The 18,096-nt window shown below is 48.7% G+C and carries 16 protein-coding genes; 6 read left to right on the top strand and 10 right to left on the bottom strand.

Annotated elements, in window-relative coordinates; genetic code table 11:
* Window positions 1–12: 12 nt before the first annotated feature.
* On the bottom strand, window positions 13–1,908 hold the full coding sequence (locus ACJ2PR_RS13785) for a serine/threonine phosphatase (protein ID WP_446877426.1): 1,896 nt from the start codon (window positions 1,906–1,908) through the stop codon (window positions 13–15).
* Window positions 1,909–2,114: 206 nt separating this feature from the next.
* Here ACJ2PR_RS13785 and gatB point away from each other — a divergent pair, with 206 nt between their 5' ends.
* On the top strand, window positions 2,115–3,599 hold the full coding sequence (gene gatB, locus ACJ2PR_RS13780) for an Asp-tRNA(Asn)/Glu-tRNA(Gln) amidotransferase subunit GatB (protein WP_446877425.1): 1,485 nt from the start codon (window positions 2,115–2,117) through the stop codon (window positions 3,597–3,599).
* A 64-nt stretch (window positions 3,600–3,663) separates the two neighbouring features.
* Here the strand turns inward: gatB and ACJ2PR_RS13775 are convergent, their stop codons facing one another.
* Window positions 3,664–4,533, bottom strand: a complete 870-nt coding sequence (locus tag ACJ2PR_RS13775) for a branched-chain amino acid ABC transporter permease (RefSeq protein WP_446877424.1) — start codon at window positions 4,531–4,533, stop codon at window positions 3,664–3,666.
* Window positions 4,534–4,907: 374 nt separating this feature from the next.
* Window positions 4,908–5,762, bottom strand: coding sequence for an acyl-CoA desaturase (locus tag ACJ2PR_RS13770; RefSeq protein ID WP_446861768.1), 855 nt, complete (start codon window positions 5,760–5,762; stop codon window positions 4,908–4,910).
* Window positions 5,763–6,055: 293 nt separating this feature from the next.
* Here ACJ2PR_RS13770 and ACJ2PR_RS13765 point away from each other — a divergent pair, with 293 nt between their 5' ends.
* Window positions 6,056–6,874, top strand: a complete 819-nt coding sequence (locus tag ACJ2PR_RS13765) for a DUF6885 family protein (protein ID WP_446868612.1) — start codon at window positions 6,056–6,058, stop codon at window positions 6,872–6,874.
* Between the two features lie 97 nt (window positions 6,875–6,971).
* Here the strand turns inward: ACJ2PR_RS13765 and ACJ2PR_RS13760 are convergent, their stop codons facing one another.
* The 4 genes from ACJ2PR_RS13760 to ACJ2PR_RS13745 form a co-directional block, all read right to left on the bottom strand.
* A complete protein-coding gene (locus ACJ2PR_RS13760) occupies window positions 6,972–8,327 on the bottom strand; it encodes a glutamine synthetase family protein (protein ID WP_446877423.1) in 1,356 nt (451 codons plus the stop codon).
* Between the two features lie 17 nt (window positions 8,328–8,344).
* Window positions 8,345–8,665, bottom strand: a complete 321-nt coding sequence (locus ACJ2PR_RS13755; RefSeq protein WP_446877422.1) for a hypothetical protein — start codon at window positions 8,663–8,665, stop codon at window positions 8,345–8,347.
* Window positions 8,666–8,776: 111 nt separating this feature from the next.
* Window positions 8,777–9,661 carry a phytanoyl-CoA dioxygenase family protein gene (locus ACJ2PR_RS13750; RefSeq protein ID WP_446868615.1) on the bottom strand — a complete coding sequence of 295 codons (885 nt, stop codon included), beginning with the start codon at window positions 9,659–9,661 and terminating at the stop codon, window positions 8,777–8,779.
* Window positions 9,662–9,886: 225 nt separating this feature from the next.
* Window positions 9,887–10,756 (bottom strand): phytanoyl-CoA dioxygenase family protein, encoded by an 870-nt coding sequence (locus ACJ2PR_RS13745; RefSeq protein ID WP_446877421.1) that lies wholly within the window; start codon window positions 10,754–10,756, stop codon window positions 9,887–9,889.
* 155 nt (window positions 10,757–10,911) lie between these two features.
* On the opposite strand from ACJ2PR_RS13745, the gene ACJ2PR_RS13740 reads away from it, so the two are divergent.
* Entirely contained in the window at window positions 10,912–11,619 is a 708-nt protein-coding gene (locus ACJ2PR_RS13740; protein ID WP_446877420.1) for a type 1 glutamine amidotransferase, read from the top strand.
* Window positions 11,620–11,805: 186 nt separating this feature from the next.
* On the opposite strand, the gene ACJ2PR_RS13735 is transcribed toward ACJ2PR_RS13740, so the two are convergent.
* Window positions 11,806–12,288 (bottom strand): L,D-transpeptidase, encoded by a 483-nt coding sequence (locus ACJ2PR_RS13735; RefSeq protein ID WP_446877419.1) that lies wholly within the window; start codon window positions 12,286–12,288, stop codon window positions 11,806–11,808.
* A gap of 512 nt (window positions 12,289–12,800) precedes the next feature.
* Complete coding sequence (locus ACJ2PR_RS13730; protein WP_446877418.1) at window positions 12,801–13,505, bottom strand: bifunctional 4-hydroxy-2-oxoglutarate aldolase/2-dehydro-3-deoxy-phosphogluconate aldolase; 705 nt, start codon at window positions 13,503–13,505, stop codon at window positions 12,801–12,803.
* Window positions 13,506–13,747: 242 nt separating this feature from the next.
* On the opposite strand from ACJ2PR_RS13730, the gene ACJ2PR_RS13725 reads away from it, so the two are divergent.
* Window positions 13,748–14,686 (top strand): DUF2382 domain-containing protein, encoded by a 939-nt coding sequence (locus ACJ2PR_RS13725; RefSeq protein WP_446861777.1) that lies wholly within the window; start codon window positions 13,748–13,750, stop codon window positions 14,684–14,686.
* A 105-nt stretch (window positions 14,687–14,791) separates the two neighbouring features.
* Window positions 14,792–15,721: a YsnF/AvaK domain-containing protein gene (locus ACJ2PR_RS13720; RefSeq protein WP_446877417.1), complete on the top strand. Its 930-nt coding sequence runs from the start codon at window positions 14,792–14,794 to the stop codon at window positions 15,719–15,721.
* A gap of 66 nt (window positions 15,722–15,787) precedes the next feature.
* On the opposite strand, the gene ACJ2PR_RS13715 is transcribed toward ACJ2PR_RS13720, so the two are convergent.
* Window positions 15,788–17,371: a nucleoside hydrolase gene (locus ACJ2PR_RS13715; protein WP_446877416.1), complete on the bottom strand. Its 1,584-nt coding sequence runs from the start codon at window positions 17,369–17,371 to the stop codon at window positions 15,788–15,790.
* A 253-nt stretch (window positions 17,372–17,624) separates the two neighbouring features.
* Here ACJ2PR_RS13715 and ACJ2PR_RS13710 point away from each other — a divergent pair, with 253 nt between their 5' ends.
* On the top strand, window positions 17,625–17,993 hold the full coding sequence (locus ACJ2PR_RS13710) for a hypothetical protein (RefSeq protein WP_446861780.1): 369 nt from the start codon (window positions 17,625–17,627) through the stop codon (window positions 17,991–17,993).
* Window positions 17,994–18,096 lie beyond the last annotated feature (103 nt).

Raw genomic sequence — 18,096 nt, 5'->3', positions numbered from 1 at the left:
ACTCAGAACGCTTTACTTCAAATGATCCAAATTGGGTCGGACTTTGGCACGGATCACTACGGCCGTGATATTGTCGTGACCATTGTACTCATTAGCAAGATCGATGAGTTGACCAACTCCTTGCTCCAGGCTGGCTTGTGAACTGATAAAGGGATCAAGGTGAGTCAATTTGTGTTTCTCCAGCAAATCATTGTCCGTTAAACCATCAGAAGCCAGGATGATCAAAGTGTCTTCATTGAGTTCTAAAAACTGGATATCGGGGTTGATGAAATGCTCATCTCGCGGCCCTAGCGCTTGAGTCAATTGGTAAGCATCGGGGCGACCGTAGGCGATTTCTTTCTCAACTCCTCGCTGGATTTCTCGCTGTCCAACTTCGTGATCCAGAGTGATCTGTTCTAACTGTCGTTTGCGCGTATAGCGGTAAAGCCGACTGTCTCCTACATGAGCAACCGCAATTTCGGTATCGTGAAGCAGCATCATCACCATTGTGGTGCCCATTCTGCCACTGCCCGATCGCGCATTCTGCTGGTTGACATCAAAAATCGCCTTATTTGCCAACTGCACCGCTTCCTGGATCACCGATTTAGAGGGTAGCCCCGTCGCGTCATCTTCCCAGAAGTCTTGAAAGAACTCTCTGAGGGTGTCTACCGCCAACTGGCTGGCTACTTCCCCGCTGGCATGACCGCCCATTCCGTCACAAAGCACGTATAGCCCTCGCGCCCGAACGGTTTTACCTCCCGGAAGTTGCGCCTTCATCACCCGTGTATTGATGCAAAAACAATCTTCGTTGTGATCGCGCTGGCGACCAATGTCGGTGCGTCCGGCATCATCCAGACTGAATAGCTGCATCGGCAGAACGATCGTAGGCATATCGTCCCCATCTGAGTCCTCTTCAACGTCGGGAGGCAGGGTCACAGCTTGGGCAAAATTGTCGTCCCCGTCTTCGTCGGAACTTAACGGCAGGGTCGTGTCATCAGGCGAAAACTCTTGGGGGTCAGGCATAGTTTCGGTTTGCGTAAGACTGATTTGAAAATCGTGGGCAATCGTTTCGAGTCGCGATCGCACGTCCGTTGTTTCAAGTTTACCGACTTGCAAGTCTACAACCAGCAGATGCAGAGCAGCCGATTGAGTTTGAGAAAGTTGCTCTAAGAGAAATTGCCAGACTCCTCCTAAGTTTTGCAAGTTGGGTGCGGGTTCTGACTCCCCAGATAGCCATTGCAGACAGAGTGCCTGGTCTTCGTCGAGGCGTAAATTTTGCAAGTCCAGCAGACTTTGACGAGCGTGGTATGGCTCCAGAGCGTCCCAGATGTCCAGCATCTCGTGAAACCAGTGCAAAATTTGCAGAAGCGGAATGGCAGGCTGTGACTTGAGGTAAGTCGCAAGAGACGGTAGGGAAGAGCGATCTTCGACCAGCAGCACTTCTTGATGCTCCGTTTTCCAGGCATCGTGGACTTGAGGAATGGTCTGATTGATCTGCGATCGCACGTCTAGATAAAGCTGAACCTGGGGCGAAATGATCACCGACCTCAACGCTTCTGCACTGGGGTCAACGGCTTGAAGCTCAGAGATATCCTCCACTGGTGCAATCAGCGTCTCTAGAGGTGATAGCTGTAGCGGCTGCAAATCAAGAACCTTCACGGCTGAGGGAGCATCGGGCAAGGGTTCAAGAATCTGATAGCGACGATCGACATCCAGATAGTCTGATTGCCGCGTTTGATCCAACGGGTTTGACAAAATCGCCCACCAGAGAGTTCCGGTGACGGTGCCACACTTGGGACAGCGCTGGTCGCTCAGGGATACGATCGTCCCGCAGGTAGGGCAAGCTTTTTCGGTCAAAGAACTTCCGCACTCTTGACAAAACTTGTTAGTGTGAGGATTTTCAAATTGGCACTGAGGGCAAACAAGCATTGGGATCTTCCTCAATTCCCGTGGAAGTCAGAAGTGGGGAACTTTTCTATTAAACCCTTCTGTGTCGGTTCTATTGACTATCTTAAGCAGAATTTTGTGAGAAACGTTAGGAGACGCATGAGGGATGAGGGTCAGAGTTTGAAGAGCCTTCTCACGCTTGAAGTTACAATAATAGTGTATGGCTTTCACGATATGGGAAGGATTCTATGACCATTGCTGCCCCAACCAAAACACAGTATGAAGCGGTGATCGGGCTAGAGACTCATTGTCAGTTAAGCACTGAAACCAAGATTTTCTCCGATAGCTCTGCAAAATTTACCACCGACCCCAATACTCACATTGACCCAATCTGTATGGGACTGCCGGGGGTGTTGCCTGTGCTCAATCAGAAAGTGTTGGAGTATGCGGTCAAAGCGGGACTGGCGCTCAATTGTCAGATTGCACCTTATAGTAAGTTCGATCGCAAGCAGTATTTTTATCCTGACCTACCTAAGAATTATCAGATTTCTCAATTTGACCTGCCGATCGCCGAACATGGCTGGCTAGAGATCGAACTGCCTGACGCAGAGGGCAAGCCCATTCGCAAACGCATTGGGGTGACTCGCCTGCACATGGAAGAAGACGCTGGAAAACTGGTGCATGGCGGCAGCGATAGACTGTCTGGGTCAACCTATTCGCTCGTCGATTACAACCGGGCGGGCGTGCCACTAGTTGAAATTGTGTCAGAACCGGATCTGCGATCGGGGCAAGAAGCGGCCGAATATGCTCAAGAACTGCGGCGAATCATGCGCTATTTGGGCGTGAGCGATGGCAACATGCAAGAAGGGTCACTGCGCTGCGATGTGAATATTTCAGTGCGTCCCGTTGGTCGAGCCGAGTTTGGCACCAAGGTCGAAATCAAAAATATGAATTCGTTCAATGCCATTCAACGTGCGATCGAATACGAAATTGAACGACAAATTGCCGCGATCGAGACCGGAGAAAAGATCCTTCAAGAAACGCGACTGTGGGAAGAAGGATCACAACGCACGATCAGTATGCGAATCAAGGAAGGCTCCAGCGATTACCGCTATTTTCCTGAGCCGGATTTGGGCCCGATCGAAGTCACATCTGAGCAGTTAGACCAGTGGCGCAATGAACTGCCTGAACTGCCTTATCAAAAACGCCATCGCTATGAAGATGAGTTTGGGCTGTCGGCCTATGATGCGCGGGTGTTGACGGACGATCGAGACATCGCCGCCTATTTTGAAGCGGCCGTTGCAGCTAAGGCCAATCCCAAACAAGCTGCAAACTGGATCATGGGCGACATCAGCGGCTATCTCAACACCGAGAAGAAAAGCATTCAAGATCTGCCGCTCACTCCAGACGCTCTGGCAGAATTGACTGCTCTAATTGATGCCAACACGATCAGCAACAAAATCGGCAAAGACATCCTCCCCGAACTGCTGACCAAAGGCGGCTCACCCAGGGCGATCGTCGAACGAGAAGGACTGGTGCAAATTTCGGATACGGGAGCGATCGAAGCGGCGATCGAGGCCGTCATTGCTGCCAATCCTAAAGAACTGGAAGCCTATCGCGGTGGCAAAACAAAGCTGTTAGGATTCTTTGTGGGTCAAGTCATGAAGCAAACAGGCGGGCGGGCTGACCCCAAACTAACCAATCAACTGCTGTCCAAAAAACTCAACGGTTAGCGGCTCCTCATCGGGACGGTGTGACTGAATTTGTAATTCAATTCTTCAAGGCGACCTGATCCGCCTACATCGTCCCCTTAAACAAACCTTGCGGACGCACCAACAACACCAGCACCATGATCAAAAGGGCCACTCCCTGCTTGTATTCTGGGCGCAAAAAGTAGGTGCTAACTTCTTGGGCAATGCCGATGACCAGGGCACCCGCGATCGCCCCATAAGGATTACCAATTCCGCCCAAAATTACCGACGCAAACAGCGGCAAAATTAGAAACCATCCCATACTTGGGCGCACCGCTTCGACCAGACCCAACATACTGCCTCCCAGGGCCGTCATTCCGCCTGCGATGACCCACGTCCAAAGCACAACGCGATCGACGTTAATTCCGGTGACTCTGGCCAGATCGATATCGTCGGCAACGGCTCGCATGGCTTTACCGATTTTGGTGTTTTGCAGGAGATAATGCAGGGCCGCAATCGCAATGACTGCTAACACAATCACTAAAAGATTATAAAAAGGAATGCGAATTCCTAAAAAAGAAAGCGCTTCGGCAACGGGGAGATCATACCTTTGGTTACTGCCGCCCCAAATAAAAATAATGCCATTGCGAATGAATAAGGCCAGCCCGATCGAGATAATAATCAGCGTTGTAGAAGTGGCTCTTTTGGCCCGCATCGGGGCCCAGAGAATCTTTTCGGTCAGGAGGGCGACAGCGATCGTCGCGATCGCTGAAATCCCCATTGCCAACCAGATATTCACCCCTGCCGCCGTGTTTAGAACAAAAGTAATGTAAGCACCCAGCGTCATAAAGTCCCCGTGGGCAAAATTAGACAGCCGAAGAATGCCATAGGTTAGCGTCAGACCCACCGCAGACAGCGCGATAATTGTCCCGATCGAGATACCGTTGACGACTAACTGCGCGATTTGTGAGTCCATTGCTGAAAGTTGCTACAGATTATCGCTTTGATTGTCCCTGAATTGGGCAGATTTGGGAAGTTATTAGAGCGATCGACGTTTCCCAGAACTTTGACCTTGCTGAATAATGGTCTGAACTCGCTCCCCAAACCCCAATTCTGCGAGACTGCCGAACTTTCAGCCTCAACGATTCATACCCAACAATGAAGCGAGAAAACTTCATCGACACGTTATTTGAATCACTTTAAAGGTGAAAATCCCCAACTTCTTCAAGAAATCGGAGATCTAAACGAGAGTTATTCTATTCTTCTAAAGTCGTCGAATCTGTTTGATACCAAGGGTCAGCACAGTCGTTCTACTTTCGTAAAAGCAGCTAATTGCTCCCTTAAGGACGCTTACTCACTTTTCACCTGCACAGGAGCCATTACAACTTTCTTGGCCAATCCCAACATCTTCAAAACGCGGATTGCCCACCAGGTTGTATCGACTTCCCACCAGCGCCAGCCTGCTTGGGCAACATGGGGATAGGCGTGATGGTTGTTGTGCCAGCCCTCTCCATAGGTGACCAGCGAAACCCACCACAAATTGCGAGAGCCGTCTGCGGCATCAAAGGTACGATAGCCCCAAGCGTGAGCCGCCGAATTGACCAGCCAGGTAGAATGCCACAACAAAACCGATCGCACCACAACGCCATACAGCACAAACGACCAGCCGCCCATTGCATACAGCAAAACGATTAAAGGAATCTGCAACACCAGAAAGTAGCGATCGAGCCAGCGATAATAGGGCTGTTTGGCCAGGTCAGGCGCATATTTAGAATAGACTTCTCGATCAAAAAATTCGGGACGATCGTACAGCAACCAGAGCATGTGACTCCACCAAAAGCCACGTTTTGCCGAGTAAGGATCTTTGTCAACGTCTTCGGTGTGCGCGTGATGCTGGCGGTGACCCCCAACCCAGGAAAGCGGACTGCCTTGAATCGCTAAAGCGCCGAGGGTAGCGATCGTATACTCTAACCATTTAGGAACCTGAAAACTCCGATGACTCAACAATCGGTGATACCCCAGACAGATACCAATCCCGCCAAACAGCCAGTGGAGAAACAAAGCAACCCCCAGGGCAGACCAGGAGAAGCACAAGGGAGCCAAGAGTGCCAGCGCGTGCATTGAAGTCAGAAAGGCGATCGTGATCCAACTGGGCGCAAGGGTGTTTCTGCTCTTAGGAAGAACAGTCGGAGAGTTTGGAGTCATTGAAATTCCTATGACCTGGATTTTTGATCGCAGGGCGTTACAGTGGGGTTATGTAAGCATTACTTGCACCATCGTAGCGAGTGTTGCCCTCAATTGCAAGCGCCACTTGCATCCCAAAAGATAGAGAAATAGGCTGAAGACGTTTGACCTAAGAGAGAAAACGGAGGACAGGAGGCAAGAGACACAAACCCAAGACTTGCTTTGCTTCATACCTAGCCTTCTAATGTCGAATGTCTAGCGTCCAATGTCCTTTCCCTAACCTATAGTCATTAAAAAGTAAGCTGATGTTCCCTATGCAGCATCGTGAATTTTCAATCGAGCTACTGCCTGGCATGTCGCAGGTTGTGAGCGAACGTCAGCTTGCAGGACAGCAGCAGGATAATCTTTGTGGGCCCTATTGGGCATCTCTGTTGCTACGATCGCGCCACTTCTCGATTTCTCCCGCAGCGATCGCGCGATCGGCGGGTTCAGTCCTTCCGATCGGGGATGCGTCAAACTGGCTGCCTAGGGGTGCTTTGTCTCGTCAGGATTATGAGTTGGCTTTACCAGAAACTGATCGTCTGCAAGATGCGGGAACGTCTGCTCAGGGTTTGATCGAGGCGGTGTCAGAGCATTCTCAAAACGCTTATTGTCTGGTGCCTCTGCGGGCGGAGTGGTCTGCTGAACGGGTCGAGACGGTTTTGAAGTTTTGTCATCAGGCAGATTGGGAAATGATTCCGCTTTGCAACCTGAGAACGAACCATTTGTGGGGAAGCCAGTTGTCCGTCAGTGACGCGATCGCTTATCTCAAAGGCGACCCGATTTCTGCGCCCCCGGCAGATTGGAATGTGGGGCACTTTCTCATTTTGGCTGGCACTGTTAAAGGGGAGGCACGATCGCTCGTCTTGGTTTGCGACACCTATCCAACGTTTGGGTGGCAGGGCTATCATCTGCAACCATTCGATGCGATCGCTCAGGCGTTAAATCGGGGTGATGGCTGTGAGGGCGGGATCTTGCTCTTTGCTAACCGATTGGATCAGAGCGCGATCGAACAGCACGCCAGAGAACAAGGCTTTGTGATCAGCATTTGGGACAATGGCAGTCCGAGTAAACCTCACAACCAGACTGGTTAAGGAGAAAGGATTCAACAATCTACAACTGAAAGTTTTAACCTGCGAAGGTGGGTTTCGTTGTGGTAGCCGCAAATTAATTGCCGGAGTTATTGATTTACTAATAGACTTCCAGATATTCTTGTCGCTCCCAATCGCTGACGTGGCTGTGAAAACGAGCGAGTTCAAACTGTTTGACGGTTGTCAATAGATGTACAAATTCTTCGCCTAAGAGAGATCGCATCCCACTATCCGCATTCAGACTCTCTAGCGCAGCTTCTAAGGTCGGCGGTAACTTGGGCAAATCGGGATTATCTTCACTCGGCCCGTCCGCTTGGGGCTGCAATTTATAGCCGTGTTGAACGCCCAACAAGCCCGCCGCAAGAGTCGCCGCCGCCGTCAGATAAGGATTGCTCAACCCTGAAGCCGCCCGCATTTCAAAGTGAGTGTCTTGATCGCCCGTAGCTTTGACGCGCACCATCGCTGATCGGTCTTCGATTCCCCAGCTAATGTTGGAGGGGGCAAAGGTGTGGGGTTTGAGACGGCGGTAACAGTTGGGAGTCGGGCCAATCAACGGCATCATCGCGGGCGCGTGGGTGAGAATGCCTTGAATGAACGATCGAGCCGTTTGAGACAAGCCATCGGGCTGAGTGCGATCGAGCAAGGCGTTTTGTTGAGTGGTGCGATCGAGCAGACTAATGTGAAAGTGACAACAACAACCCGCGCGATCGGAAAATGGCTTAGACATAAAGGTGGCCTGATAGCCCAGTTGATGCGCGATTTCTTTGACCGCATTCTTGAAGGTAAAGGCCTTGTCTGCCCCGTGAAGCCCGATCGCCGGCCCAAAATTAATCTCAAATTGAGAAGGCGCATACTCGCAATTGTGGGTGATCACATCAATGCCCGCCGCCCGCAGGTAATCCAACATTTGATTGAGTTCGGGGACATATTGATTGCGAATGTGATTGAAGATGTGTAGCCCGCCAAACAGCGGCGCTTGAGTCTCTCTATGTAGTAAGTAAAACTCAAATTCGTGACCCATCATCACATCAAATCCCATCTCAGCCGCTTTGTCTAATAGCTGTTTGAAGACGTAGCGAGGGGCAACGGTTAGCGGCTCATCAGCACTCCACACCGCATCACAAATCACCTTCGCCGTGTGCGGTTGCCAGGGAACGGGAGCCAGCGTTTTGAGGTCGGGCACCAGCAAATGATCGCGATAGTTGCGTTCTTCGTGCAGTCCCGATTTGGGAACGACCATTGAGGCTGTATCAAGGGCCAATGTACCGCCGTAGAAGTTTAGCCCTTTGCGCGTGTAGCCTTCTACTTTGTCGATCGGCACCACCTTGAGTCGAGAAACCCCGTGTAGATCGGGCAGTTCAAACCGCACATATTCAACGTTCTGCGCTCTAAGGGTGGCGATAAATTCGGCAATTGGGTCGATCGTTTGTTCTGGCTTCGTAATTTCCATGACCATGACAACACCTCCGTAAATTACACTTTTTTCAGGTCGCTAGAACGGCTGTTTGAGGCTTTGATGTCTCTCCCCATATGGTTAATGATCTCAGGAAATCGCATATGGAGAAACCAACCTGCGCCCACCACTAAATACATTAAAAACAAATAAGAAAACACATTGTAATAAACAGCCGGAACCGGAAACAAACTAGATTTACCGGGAATGCCAACATTGCTGAGAACTGGAACGATCATAAAAGCTACACGCAATATTGCAAACACTACATCACTCCAGCGCAATTGGTGTTCTCGATGAAGATAAACGGGAGCGGCGATCGAGATCAAACTATAAGCCACCAAAAATCCGTAGGTTGTGATCGTGCCAAAGTAACCTGCTTAACACTACGAGAATCGTTACCTAAAATTCGTAGCAATCGTTACTGACCGCAGAAGATCACATTTGTTGAATCATTTCACACTCACTAACGCATCGTCGCAATACTCATTAACCATTGGTGTGCGATACCCGTCTGATGTCCACAGCGTCGGAAAAAAACTCTCATCAACTTCAGCACTGCCGATTCGACGATAGCGACCAAAAATATAGTCCGTTCCGACTCCGGGCGATCGAAAGCAAATATCCAGCGGAAAGGTGCTAATTGAGAAACTGCGGCGAGTCAAATCAGCCGTCTGGTTGCGTCCCGATCCGTGCCAAAGGTTGCCGTCGAGAAACACACATCCACCCGGAGAAAGCTCTGCCGCAACGATCGTCCCAGTTTGTTTCGCTTCTTGTGCCGCATCCCAGAGGGGTTGTCGATAGTCGGCTTGAGGCGCGTGCAAAAATCGAAAGCGATCGTGACACTCCCATTTATGAGAACCGGGGACAAATTCTAGCGTTCCGGCGGCGGCGGTGGCGTTGTCGAGTGCGATCCAGCAGGTGACGATCGCAGAGGGCGCAATGCTAGAAACGAGCGTATTGTTGCGGTGAAAGGAGACTTCGGGCGCGTTGGGAGGCTTGATCCAGCAGCTATCGAGGGCAAACCGTCCCCCTGACCAGCCTGCGAGGGTTGCGTTGAGACGGGCGATTTGGGCAGAGAGTGAAAAGCTGGCAACGGTACGATCGCAGCGCCACAACCCAGACATTTGGCGAGTTGCATTGGGCTGACTCAATCCGGGCCGACCGTGCCATTCGTCGGGGTAGATGCCTGTTTCTAGCTGAGTGGCGAAGAGCGGATCGAGGCGATCGTTGAGGCGATCGACCTGATCGAAGGTGAGAAACTTCTCCACGATGAGAAATCCCTGTTCACGAAACTGATTAATTTGCGTTTGGGTTAGCTGCATGGGGTAGGACATTAGACACTGGACTTTGGGGAAACGTAGATTTGATAAAATTCTTTCGCTTCGTTGTTAGGAGCTTCTGCCCCCCAACCCCCCAATTTGGGGGACTTCAAGAGAAGAGTTCCAAAATCCCTTAGTCGTGGGGATTTAGTTTGCTCCTCTGAATCTGTAAGCGAAGTGAAGAATTTCATCGGATTCACACCGAATTCACTCTGACTCAATAAACGTTTAGTCTTCGGTCTAATGTCTAGCGTCTTCTAAAAACGCCGAACGATCGCCCTTGGAGTGATAGACGATCGGGAAAAAACTCTCATCCATTGTGTCGTCTCCAAATCGTTTGTATCGTCCTGGCAGATAGCCTCCTGGCACATAGGCCCCGGCGGGTTTGAATCGAGACTCTGCGGGAATGTAAGCCATGACCAAACTGCGACGCACGACACCAGGCATTAAGTTTTTGTTAGAGCCGTGCCACATGTTTCCGTGATGAAAGGCGCAGCTTCCTGGCTTGAGTTCTAATTGCAAAACTTCGGGATGATTGATGCCTGCTTGCTGGGCGGCCTGCTCCATATCCGATCGATAGCTCTTGTTTGTGGCGTGAAATTCTGCGACGGCTCCTGACCTGGGCCAATGATGAGAACCGCGCACATACTCGATCGTGCTGGCTCCCTTAACGGCATGGCTCAACGCAATCCAACAAGTCACAAGTTCTTGAGGCGTGTGATAAAAGGAGTACATCGAGTCCTGGTGCAGCGTCGTTTCATTGGCTCCGTAAGGTTTGCGCCACAGGCTATCACTGAGCAACCGGGAGCCATTCCAACCGCCCAAAGCCGCACTAATTTCGCCAATTTTGGCCGAGAGGACGACTGAGGCAAACGTACGATCGCTTTTCCAGACATTACTCATCTGACCAGAGGCAGTCGGCAACCCCAGAGCGGGATTCCAGTACCATTCATCGGGATACATGCCCGTCTCAAATTCGCCCGAAAAAAGCGGATCAATGCGATCGATTAACCGATCGACGGTCTGTTGATCAATCAGGTTTTCTACAATCAAAAAGCCATCTTCTCGAAAGCGATCGTGCTGCTCTGGGGTGATCAGGCTCAACGGCATAGTGAATTCGGCTTGCGGAATGATTCAAAATTTGTACCGTATCCACTTGTTATGATATGTGGCGAGGAATACAGAAACCGGGATTCAAAACTTAGCAGCATTAAAGAAAGGTTGCGGTTTGAGACATCAATTCTGTCAAAACGAGGGAGCGCTAAATGACTGCAATTTTAGTCATTCGACATGAAAAATGTACCAGTTTAGGAATGCTAAAAAATGCTGCTCAGGAGAATAATTTTTCGATTCAATATTTAGATATTTCTCAAGGTGAGGGGTTGAGTCACCCGCTAGAAAGCTACTCTCATATTGTTGTTTTGGGCGGCAGTATTAGCGCTTATCAAAATGACGAATATCCATTTTTGCGCGATGAATTTAAGCTTTTGGAAAGCGCGATCGCTCAAAAAATTCCCACATTGGGCATCTGTTTAGGGTCGCAAGTTTTGGCAAAAGTTCTGGGCGGCTCTGTTTATCGGGGAAAGGCGGGTCGAGAAGCAGGTTGGTGTGAGGTGCAATTAACCGAGGCGGCAAAAACTGACCCTTTGTTAAGGGAGTTTCCCGATCGCTTCAAAGTATTTCAGTCTCACCAAGATACATTTGATTTACCGCCAAGTTGCACCCATTTAGCGAAAAGTGAAATCTATACCCATCAAGCTTTTCGCTATCAAGACTTTCTATGGGCGATTCAGTTTCATCTAGAAATGGATGACGCTGTAATTCAAGATTGTTCAATCGTTCTTGAGCAAGAGTTTGCAGAAAGTCAAATTGATGAGAGCGTCGATCGAATGCTCATAGAAGCCAAACAGTTCTCTCCTTTGGTTGCGCCTCTAGCTCATCAGTTTATGCATAACTTTCTTCAAGTTTCCTAAATCGTCAACCTGATTGTAAGAGGACGTTTAAAGAGTACCGTTGATCGCATTCACCCGCTAGTGGCGGGACAGCAACGAAGCAAAGCAGCTTCTGATACGTTTCAAACGTCCGCTAACATCATAGAATTCATATCAATTTAATGCACTCGATAAAACTCAGGTCGATCGCTACCCACCGTTCAGGAACTACTCGCGAACAATGACTGGAGTACCGACTTCAGCCCAATCAAACAGACGTTCTGCATGATCGACGGCCACATTTACACAGCCATGACTGACAGGCGTGCCAAACCTGCGATGCCAATAAGCGCCATGAATGGCATAGTTGCCCGAATAAAACATGGTGTAGGGCACATCCGGAATGTCATAGTCGTCACCCTGCATTCGAGCCGATTCTAGTTTGGTTTGGACTGCAAACACACCCGTTGGTGTTGGGGTCGCGTCTTTACCCGTCGAAATGATCATTGCATATTCGGGCTTTTTGCCTTGCCAAGCGGTGAGCCGTTGACTGGACAAATCAATCTCAATCCAACGTTGGTTAGACCTTTTGAGGGCTGCAATTTTGGTGACGACCGGACTTGATTTCGCGATCGAGACAGGTTTGCTTAAAGCAGGTAATAAATCAACATTTAGGGTAGTCAAAGTCAAGCCAGTAGTAGCCAAAAGCATAGCAGCAGCGTAGTTGAGGCACTTCATTTTTAGCCCCTCTCTTCTATTGATAATGGATATGTTGGTGGTAATGCTGCAACCCTGTGCAAAAGTCAGCTTCAGAAAGTCTGCAAGTAGAATTTGCATCTTGAGCCATTTCACTTTCGCATCGGACATTTATACTTGTTTCGCCCTTGTCTATTCGACTACACCGCCACTTGTACAGATTCCAGTCACTCCCAATTTTGTTTAATATCAATTTGATGAAGTTGTTTCGCTTCAATGTTCAAATCTCCTGCCAATTCTGAGTAACTTTCAGAGAAAATTTCCGGTTCAAAGTTCCTCCATTTATGAAGCAAAGCGAACCTGCAACAAAAGCGACAAGGGCGTTGCTGATTGGAGGGATGAATCTGTGGGAAGCGTTAGTCTTTTCGCCCCCTAAATCTCCCAAAATTGGGGGGCTTTGAACCTTGGGGTTCCCGCCGCTTTGGGGCACACCCCCTGATTCAGCAACGCCGCGACAAGTACAGAATTCACGTTGGCCAGTTCCTCCCTCCTCCCTCCTCCCTCCTCCCTCCTCCCTCCTCCCCCCTCCCTCTTCTAAAATCCTCCAACCCTTGCATCAAACTTTTGGACTGCTGCACGATCGCGTCCCAATCTTGATTCTCGACTGCCCACTTGGGAAACAAATTGCCCGATAGTCCCACGGCGATCGCGCCTGCGGCCACCAACTCTTTTGCATTGTCCAGACTCACCCCACCTGTTGGAATCAGCGGAATGTGTGCCAGAGGGGCCTGCAAACTTTGAATATAGCGGCTTCCTCCAAGCGCCTGAACTGGAAAAACCTTGACGCTGCTGGCTCCTGCTTGCCACGCCATCACAATCTCAGTCGGCGTAAGCGCCCCTGGAATCATGGGAATTTCTTGCTCGATCGCTCGCTCAATCAAATGAAGATTGACATGAGGCGTAAAGACAAACTCCGCCCCCGCCTCGATCGCTAACTGTAATTGATGGAGTGTAAAAACAGTGCCCGTCCCGATCGTACAGTCAGAAAGTTCGTTCCTGAGTTCATGAATTAATTGAGCGGGGCGATCGCTGTCCCAGGTGATTTCGATTAGCTTCATTCCACCGAGTGCGACTGCTTTAGCCATTTCTCGACCCAGGTTGAGCGTAGGGGCACGAATAACCGCGATCGCTCGATGTGCTCGAAGCTTTGCTAACCAAGAGTCTGCTTTCATCTATAAATAGTTGTAGAAATACAAGGTTGTAGAAGTCAAGAGAAATGATTTTATCTAATTCAACGCCTCCTTCAATGTTTCTTAATCAAAAGATTACCTTAGTCAGAAATTAATCGGAAGTTACATTTGAGAAAAGTTCAGTCATTAGAGAGAGTTGATTAGGTCATTAGAAAGATGGTCTTTCTAAATTCAATCCCTAACATTAATAGTTGAAACCACAGCTAAAATTGAGGAAACTAAACATGGCACTCTATAAAATTAAGGACTTTGATCCTGACTATCGCGATCATTTTGAGGGTCACGATATTAAAGGTATGGATCTCTATTCTGGCGACCAGAAAATTGGCTCAGTTAATGATGTTTTAGTCGATGAAGAAGGGCGTTTTCGCTATTTAGTCATCAACACCGGAGCCTGGATTTTTGGCAAGCAAGTCATGCTGCCGATCGGACGTGCCCGCATCGATTACAGCGATAACCACGTCTATGCGGATGGTTTAACCAAAGCTCAAGTCGAGTCTCTGCCTGAATTTACCGAAGATTTGAAGATCGATTACGAGCATGAAGAGCAAGTTCGTAATGTTTACCGTCCGACTGCGGCTACCGCAACGACAGGTCTGGGCGCTCCTTTAGAAGCCTCTGCTTCCCTTGACTCTCCGATCCCAGTTGATACTGGCGTTGCCTATACTGGCTCATCAATGGGTGCGGCTCCTGCGACCTACGATCGTGACACCTACAGCTATGACAACCACGACGCAGACCTGTATGCGATCGATGACACCAAACACCCCAGCCTCAAGCTGTATCAAGAACGTCTAGTAGCCAGCAAAACTCGTGCCAAAACGGGCGAAGTGGCGATCGGTAAGCGCGTCGAAACCGAAACCGCTAGAGTCTCTGTCCCCGTTGAAAAAGAGCGCGTTGTGATCGAGCGGACAACTCCTACCTCTGGCACCATCACCCCTGATGCAACTGCTTTCCAGGAAGGTGAAGTGGCGCGAGTTGAAGTCTATGAGGAAACGCCAGACATCCACAAAGAGGCGTTTGTGCGGGAAGAAGTGAAGGTGAAGAAAGTAGTCGAGCAAGACACTGTAACCGCCGAAGAACAAATCCGTCGTGAAGAATTGGATGTGGATACTCAAGGGCGTCCCGTGGTGGAAGGCGACGCTGCAAACCGCAGAATCTAGGTTAGTTAATGGCTGATCTAATCGTTTAAGAGACATGGGCAGGGCTAATCTGTGAGGCTCTGCCTGTGTTTTTAAAGAAGTGAAATTACCCGAAAATTCAACCTTATGAATTCTGAAACTTTTACAAAAGAGCATTCATCCCAAACAGGAGCATCTGAGCCGATTGATGCAAGACTCGATCACTTGAAAAGCAGAATTATGGGCTTTAATCTGGTCGATCGTCAGGGGCGGTTTGTTGGCGAGGTAAGAGATTTGATCCTTGATGGTCAGCAGCGTCTAAAGATTATTGTTGCTCAACCGGATGTCAACCAAGGAGAGCGATTTTTGTTGCTTTCTAGTCGATTTGTCAGTCGTGTAAAATCACGCGATCGCACCGTTGCGATCAATCTTAATCAAGCAGATATTCGTCGTCTTCCGGAGTATTCTTTTCCCATGCAATCATCGAATCAACCGACCCAAGACTTATTTGGCGCTATCATCATTGAGCAGGACAATCAGGCTCAAGAAATTGAAGTTGACACCCTCGAAAATCAGCCCATTCCTGAACAGGCGCAGGGTGTGATTGAGCATGTTGACAGTCCAAAAGTGTTGTCAGAAACGGTTGTACAAGAAGAGTCAATTCAGCTATTAGAAGAACGGCTAAAAGTTGACTACACGAAACATAAAGTTGGCGAGGTAATTGTTCGTAAAGAAATCGAAACTCGGATGATTCAGGTTCCTGTCCGGCGTGAAAAATTGATTGTCGAACAGATTAGCCCAGACCGTAGACAGCTTGCTGAAATCGATTTGGGAGAAGACGGAATTTCTGATCTCAATTTGCAAGACTACATTCCTGACACGCATCAAATTAGCAATCATATTGTTAGTGGAGAATTCGATTCACCCAAAACGGCAGCCTGGTTAATGGATACGATCGCTCACCAACTGCGGCACGGCTGCAAACGCATTCGAGTTGAAATCGAGTTAGAAGATGCAAGTCAATCTGAGTTATATCAAGGCTGGTTCGATCGCTGCTCAATCAAAAAAGAACATTAGATTTGAAAAAGTGGGTAGTTAATTTTCGCCCTCAATCAGAGATAAACTACCCATTCAACTAATCTTTTAAGAAGGGCAAACTAGATCAAACACTACGTTTTGAATCGTTGTCTTAAAGTCAGGGTCGCCGGGGGCCGGATTGATGGTAAGCCCCACTCTAACAGGATTGTTGACTCGTCCCAGTCTAAATAGACTGCCGATATCTCGACGAAAAAGTTCTTTGGCAGAAATCTGTCCCGTCACGGTGTTGGGATCTCCATTTGTCAAAGTTGTAATTTCGAGATCGCGGAAGTCTTCAAAGTTTACAAAGTTATTCCAGACGCTGGTTGCTGCTAACGTATCCCAGAGAAATAGCCCATCAAAGACAAACACCCCTGGAGCAGGAGAGTTGGCTAACTGCACATTTTTGACGAACTGAGCGGGAGCCGTTTTGCATTGAGCGGGGTTATTTTGAATGCGATCGGCAAACCCTTGCAGTCTGGCAAAATTGGTCGCATTTAACGGCACAATGTCAGTTGGAATGCCTGAGTTTAGAAGTTTCTCAACGGCTTTTGCGTCGATCCAAAAGTTAAATTCTGCGTTATTCAGAGAGTTGAATGCTTTTTTAGATTCCCCGGTTTGGATGGCTTCAAAGTTTGTGCCGGGAAAGGGAAGATGGTGCATTCCAAAAATGTGTTCTCCAGCTTGGAAATAGATGTTGCCTTCTGTCCAGGTGGGGAAGGGTTCGTTGAGTCGATAGTTGCCATTTGGGTCAAAATTGTCGGCTTTGTTAGCGTCCCATGCGCCTCCCATGTAGCGTACCGAAATCACTGATTTCAAATCGGTCAGCTTGATGTTAAAAGGACAGCCATATTTTTTGGGGGCTTGCTCTAGTTTGACGTAGGCTCTGGCAATGTTGGTCGCGGGGCCAACGGCAACGATCGTCAGTTTTTCCTGCTTTTGATAAGACTCACAGATTGCCTCTGCCAAGAATGTAGAAGCCTTCTTTGTGGGGTCAAATAAGTTTAATTCGGGTAGCTGAAATTCATTGAGTGCGTCTTGTGCTTTGGGCAAAACGTACCGCAAAGTTTCGTCTCGAAAGGGTCGATTGAATTCGTTAAAACAAACAATGTCTCGTTGAGAAAAAACAAATTCTTTGTGCAGCAAGCAAGGTTCTAATCCAGGTTTTCCAGATAGCGGAAGTTGGACTCGAAACCGCGTTCTTTTGGAGCCAGGAAGCGGCTTGCCAAACTCATCGGCTTGATTGGGAACGGCAATTGTTGTGACTCTTTCATCACAGCCTGTATAGATTTTTGCGCCACTATAGCCCGCGACGGAGAGAACTTTTTGAGTGATGCCCGAAATCGAGCCTTCGTCTGCACTAAAGTTGCCTAACAGTTCTTTTTTTAACTCTGGATATCCGTTAGAATCTTTGCAGTAAGACTCTCCGTTAGAAGCGGTTGTGACTCCTAAAAGTTTGACGGGGGGCGCATCTTTTTGAGAGGCCAGCGCCAAAACCAGGAGTGAATAGTAGTCTTCAAATCCGCCGTCATGGTCAAGAATAACGCGAATTGGCTCGGCGGCAAGTGACGGTAGAGGAACGCAAAAAATACTTGCAATACTGGTGAGCAGAAGCTTGGATGCAAGACTTTTGAAATCAAAACAAACCATTGGTAAATCCCTTAAAAGCGACGCTGTTTTCATCCAGATGTCTGAATGCAACTTTGTGATTTTAAAGGGCTAAACTTTTGCGACAGGTGTAGAGGAATACCGATCGCTCACCCCATCAAAAATTACTTGCTCTAGTGCAGAAGACCTCACTTTCATCAACGGTCTAGTTTTCTGTATTTACGATTTTCTGCAAATGTGAGTTATTGTATTCACAGAAAACAAATTATTCCTAGCGTCAGTAGGACAAGCAAACATGGTCAACAAAAAAGCGAAAAGCTCCAAGACTGAGGCTACATCGATTCCGACTTCGATCAGCGTTAAAGAAAGTCCTGTTTTGGAAACGGCGATCGTACCTTCAGATCCCATCGCAGAACCCACCAAAAAGAAAACTCGCAGCGCCAAAAAGATCACCAAAACTGATGTCGTTGAACCGATCGTAGTCGAGCCAACCCCTCAAGAAACGGTTAAGGAGGAGGCTAATAAAAACGTCAAGATGAAGCGGCTAACGTTGGATATTGCAAAACCGTTGCACAAAGCGATCAAAGCAAAGGCGGTCGAAGAAGGAATCCCGATGGTTGATATGCTGCGATCGCTTTTAGAAACGCATTACGGCACTCATTAGAACCTGGATTTGATGAGGGGTTTTCGCTTCGGTGTTTGGTACTTCTGCCCCAGCCCTTTCAAGGTGCTTTTTCATCTTTTTTAGATTTCGCTTGACTGAGCAA

Source organism: Phormidesmis sp. 146-33 (assembly GCF_052939515.1).
Note: the sequence above shows the minus strand (reverse complement) of the source record. Positions and strands in the feature narration are given on the sequence as shown.

Excerpts from the sequence above, each read along its gene's own strand:
- ACJ2PR_RS13785 (WP_446877426.1), bottom strand. The coding sequence starts at position 1,908 with ATGCTTGTTTGCCCTCAGTGCCAATTTGAAAATCCTCACACTAACAAG.
- gatB (WP_446877425.1), top strand. The coding sequence starts at position 2,115 with ATGACCATTGCTGCCCCAACCAAAACACAGTATGAAGCGGTGATCGGG.
- ACJ2PR_RS13775 (WP_446877424.1), bottom strand. The coding sequence starts at position 4,533 with ATGGACTCACAAATCGCGCAGTTAGTCGTCAACGGTATCTCGATCGGG.
- ACJ2PR_RS13770 (WP_446861768.1), bottom strand. The coding sequence starts at position 5,762 with ATGACTCCAAACTCTCCGACTGTTCTTCCTAAGAGCAGAAACACCCTT.
- ACJ2PR_RS13765 (WP_446868612.1), top strand. The coding sequence starts at position 6,056 with ATGCAGCATCGTGAATTTTCAATCGAGCTACTGCCTGGCATGTCGCAG.
- ACJ2PR_RS13760 (WP_446877423.1), bottom strand. The coding sequence starts at position 8,327 with ATGGTCATGGAAATTACGAAGCCAGAACAAACGATCGACCCAATTGCC.
- ACJ2PR_RS13750 (WP_446868615.1), bottom strand. The coding sequence starts at position 9,661 with ATGTCCTACCCCATGCAGCTAACCCAAACGCAAATTAATCAGTTTCGT.
- ACJ2PR_RS13745 (WP_446877421.1), bottom strand. The coding sequence starts at position 10,756 with ATGCCGTTGAGCCTGATCACCCCAGAGCAGCACGATCGCTTTCGAGAA.
- ACJ2PR_RS13740 (WP_446877420.1), top strand. The coding sequence starts at position 10,912 with ATGACTGCAATTTTAGTCATTCGACATGAAAAATGTACCAGTTTAGGA.
- ACJ2PR_RS13735 (WP_446877419.1), bottom strand. The coding sequence starts at position 12,288 with ATGCTTTTGGCTACTACTGGCTTGACTTTGACTACCCTAAATGTTGAT.
- ACJ2PR_RS13730 (WP_446877418.1), bottom strand. The coding sequence starts at position 13,505 with ATGAAAGCAGACTCTTGGTTAGCAAAGCTTCGAGCACATCGAGCGATC.
- ACJ2PR_RS13725 (WP_446861777.1), top strand. The coding sequence starts at position 13,748 with ATGGCACTCTATAAAATTAAGGACTTTGATCCTGACTATCGCGATCAT.
- ACJ2PR_RS13720 (WP_446877417.1), top strand. The coding sequence starts at position 14,792 with ATGAATTCTGAAACTTTTACAAAAGAGCATTCATCCCAAACAGGAGCA.
- ACJ2PR_RS13715 (WP_446877416.1), bottom strand. The coding sequence starts at position 17,371 with ATGGTTTGTTTTGATTTCAAAAGTCTTGCATCCAAGCTTCTGCTCACC.
- ACJ2PR_RS13710 (WP_446861780.1), top strand. The coding sequence starts at position 17,625 with ATGGTCAACAAAAAAGCGAAAAGCTCCAAGACTGAGGCTACATCGATT.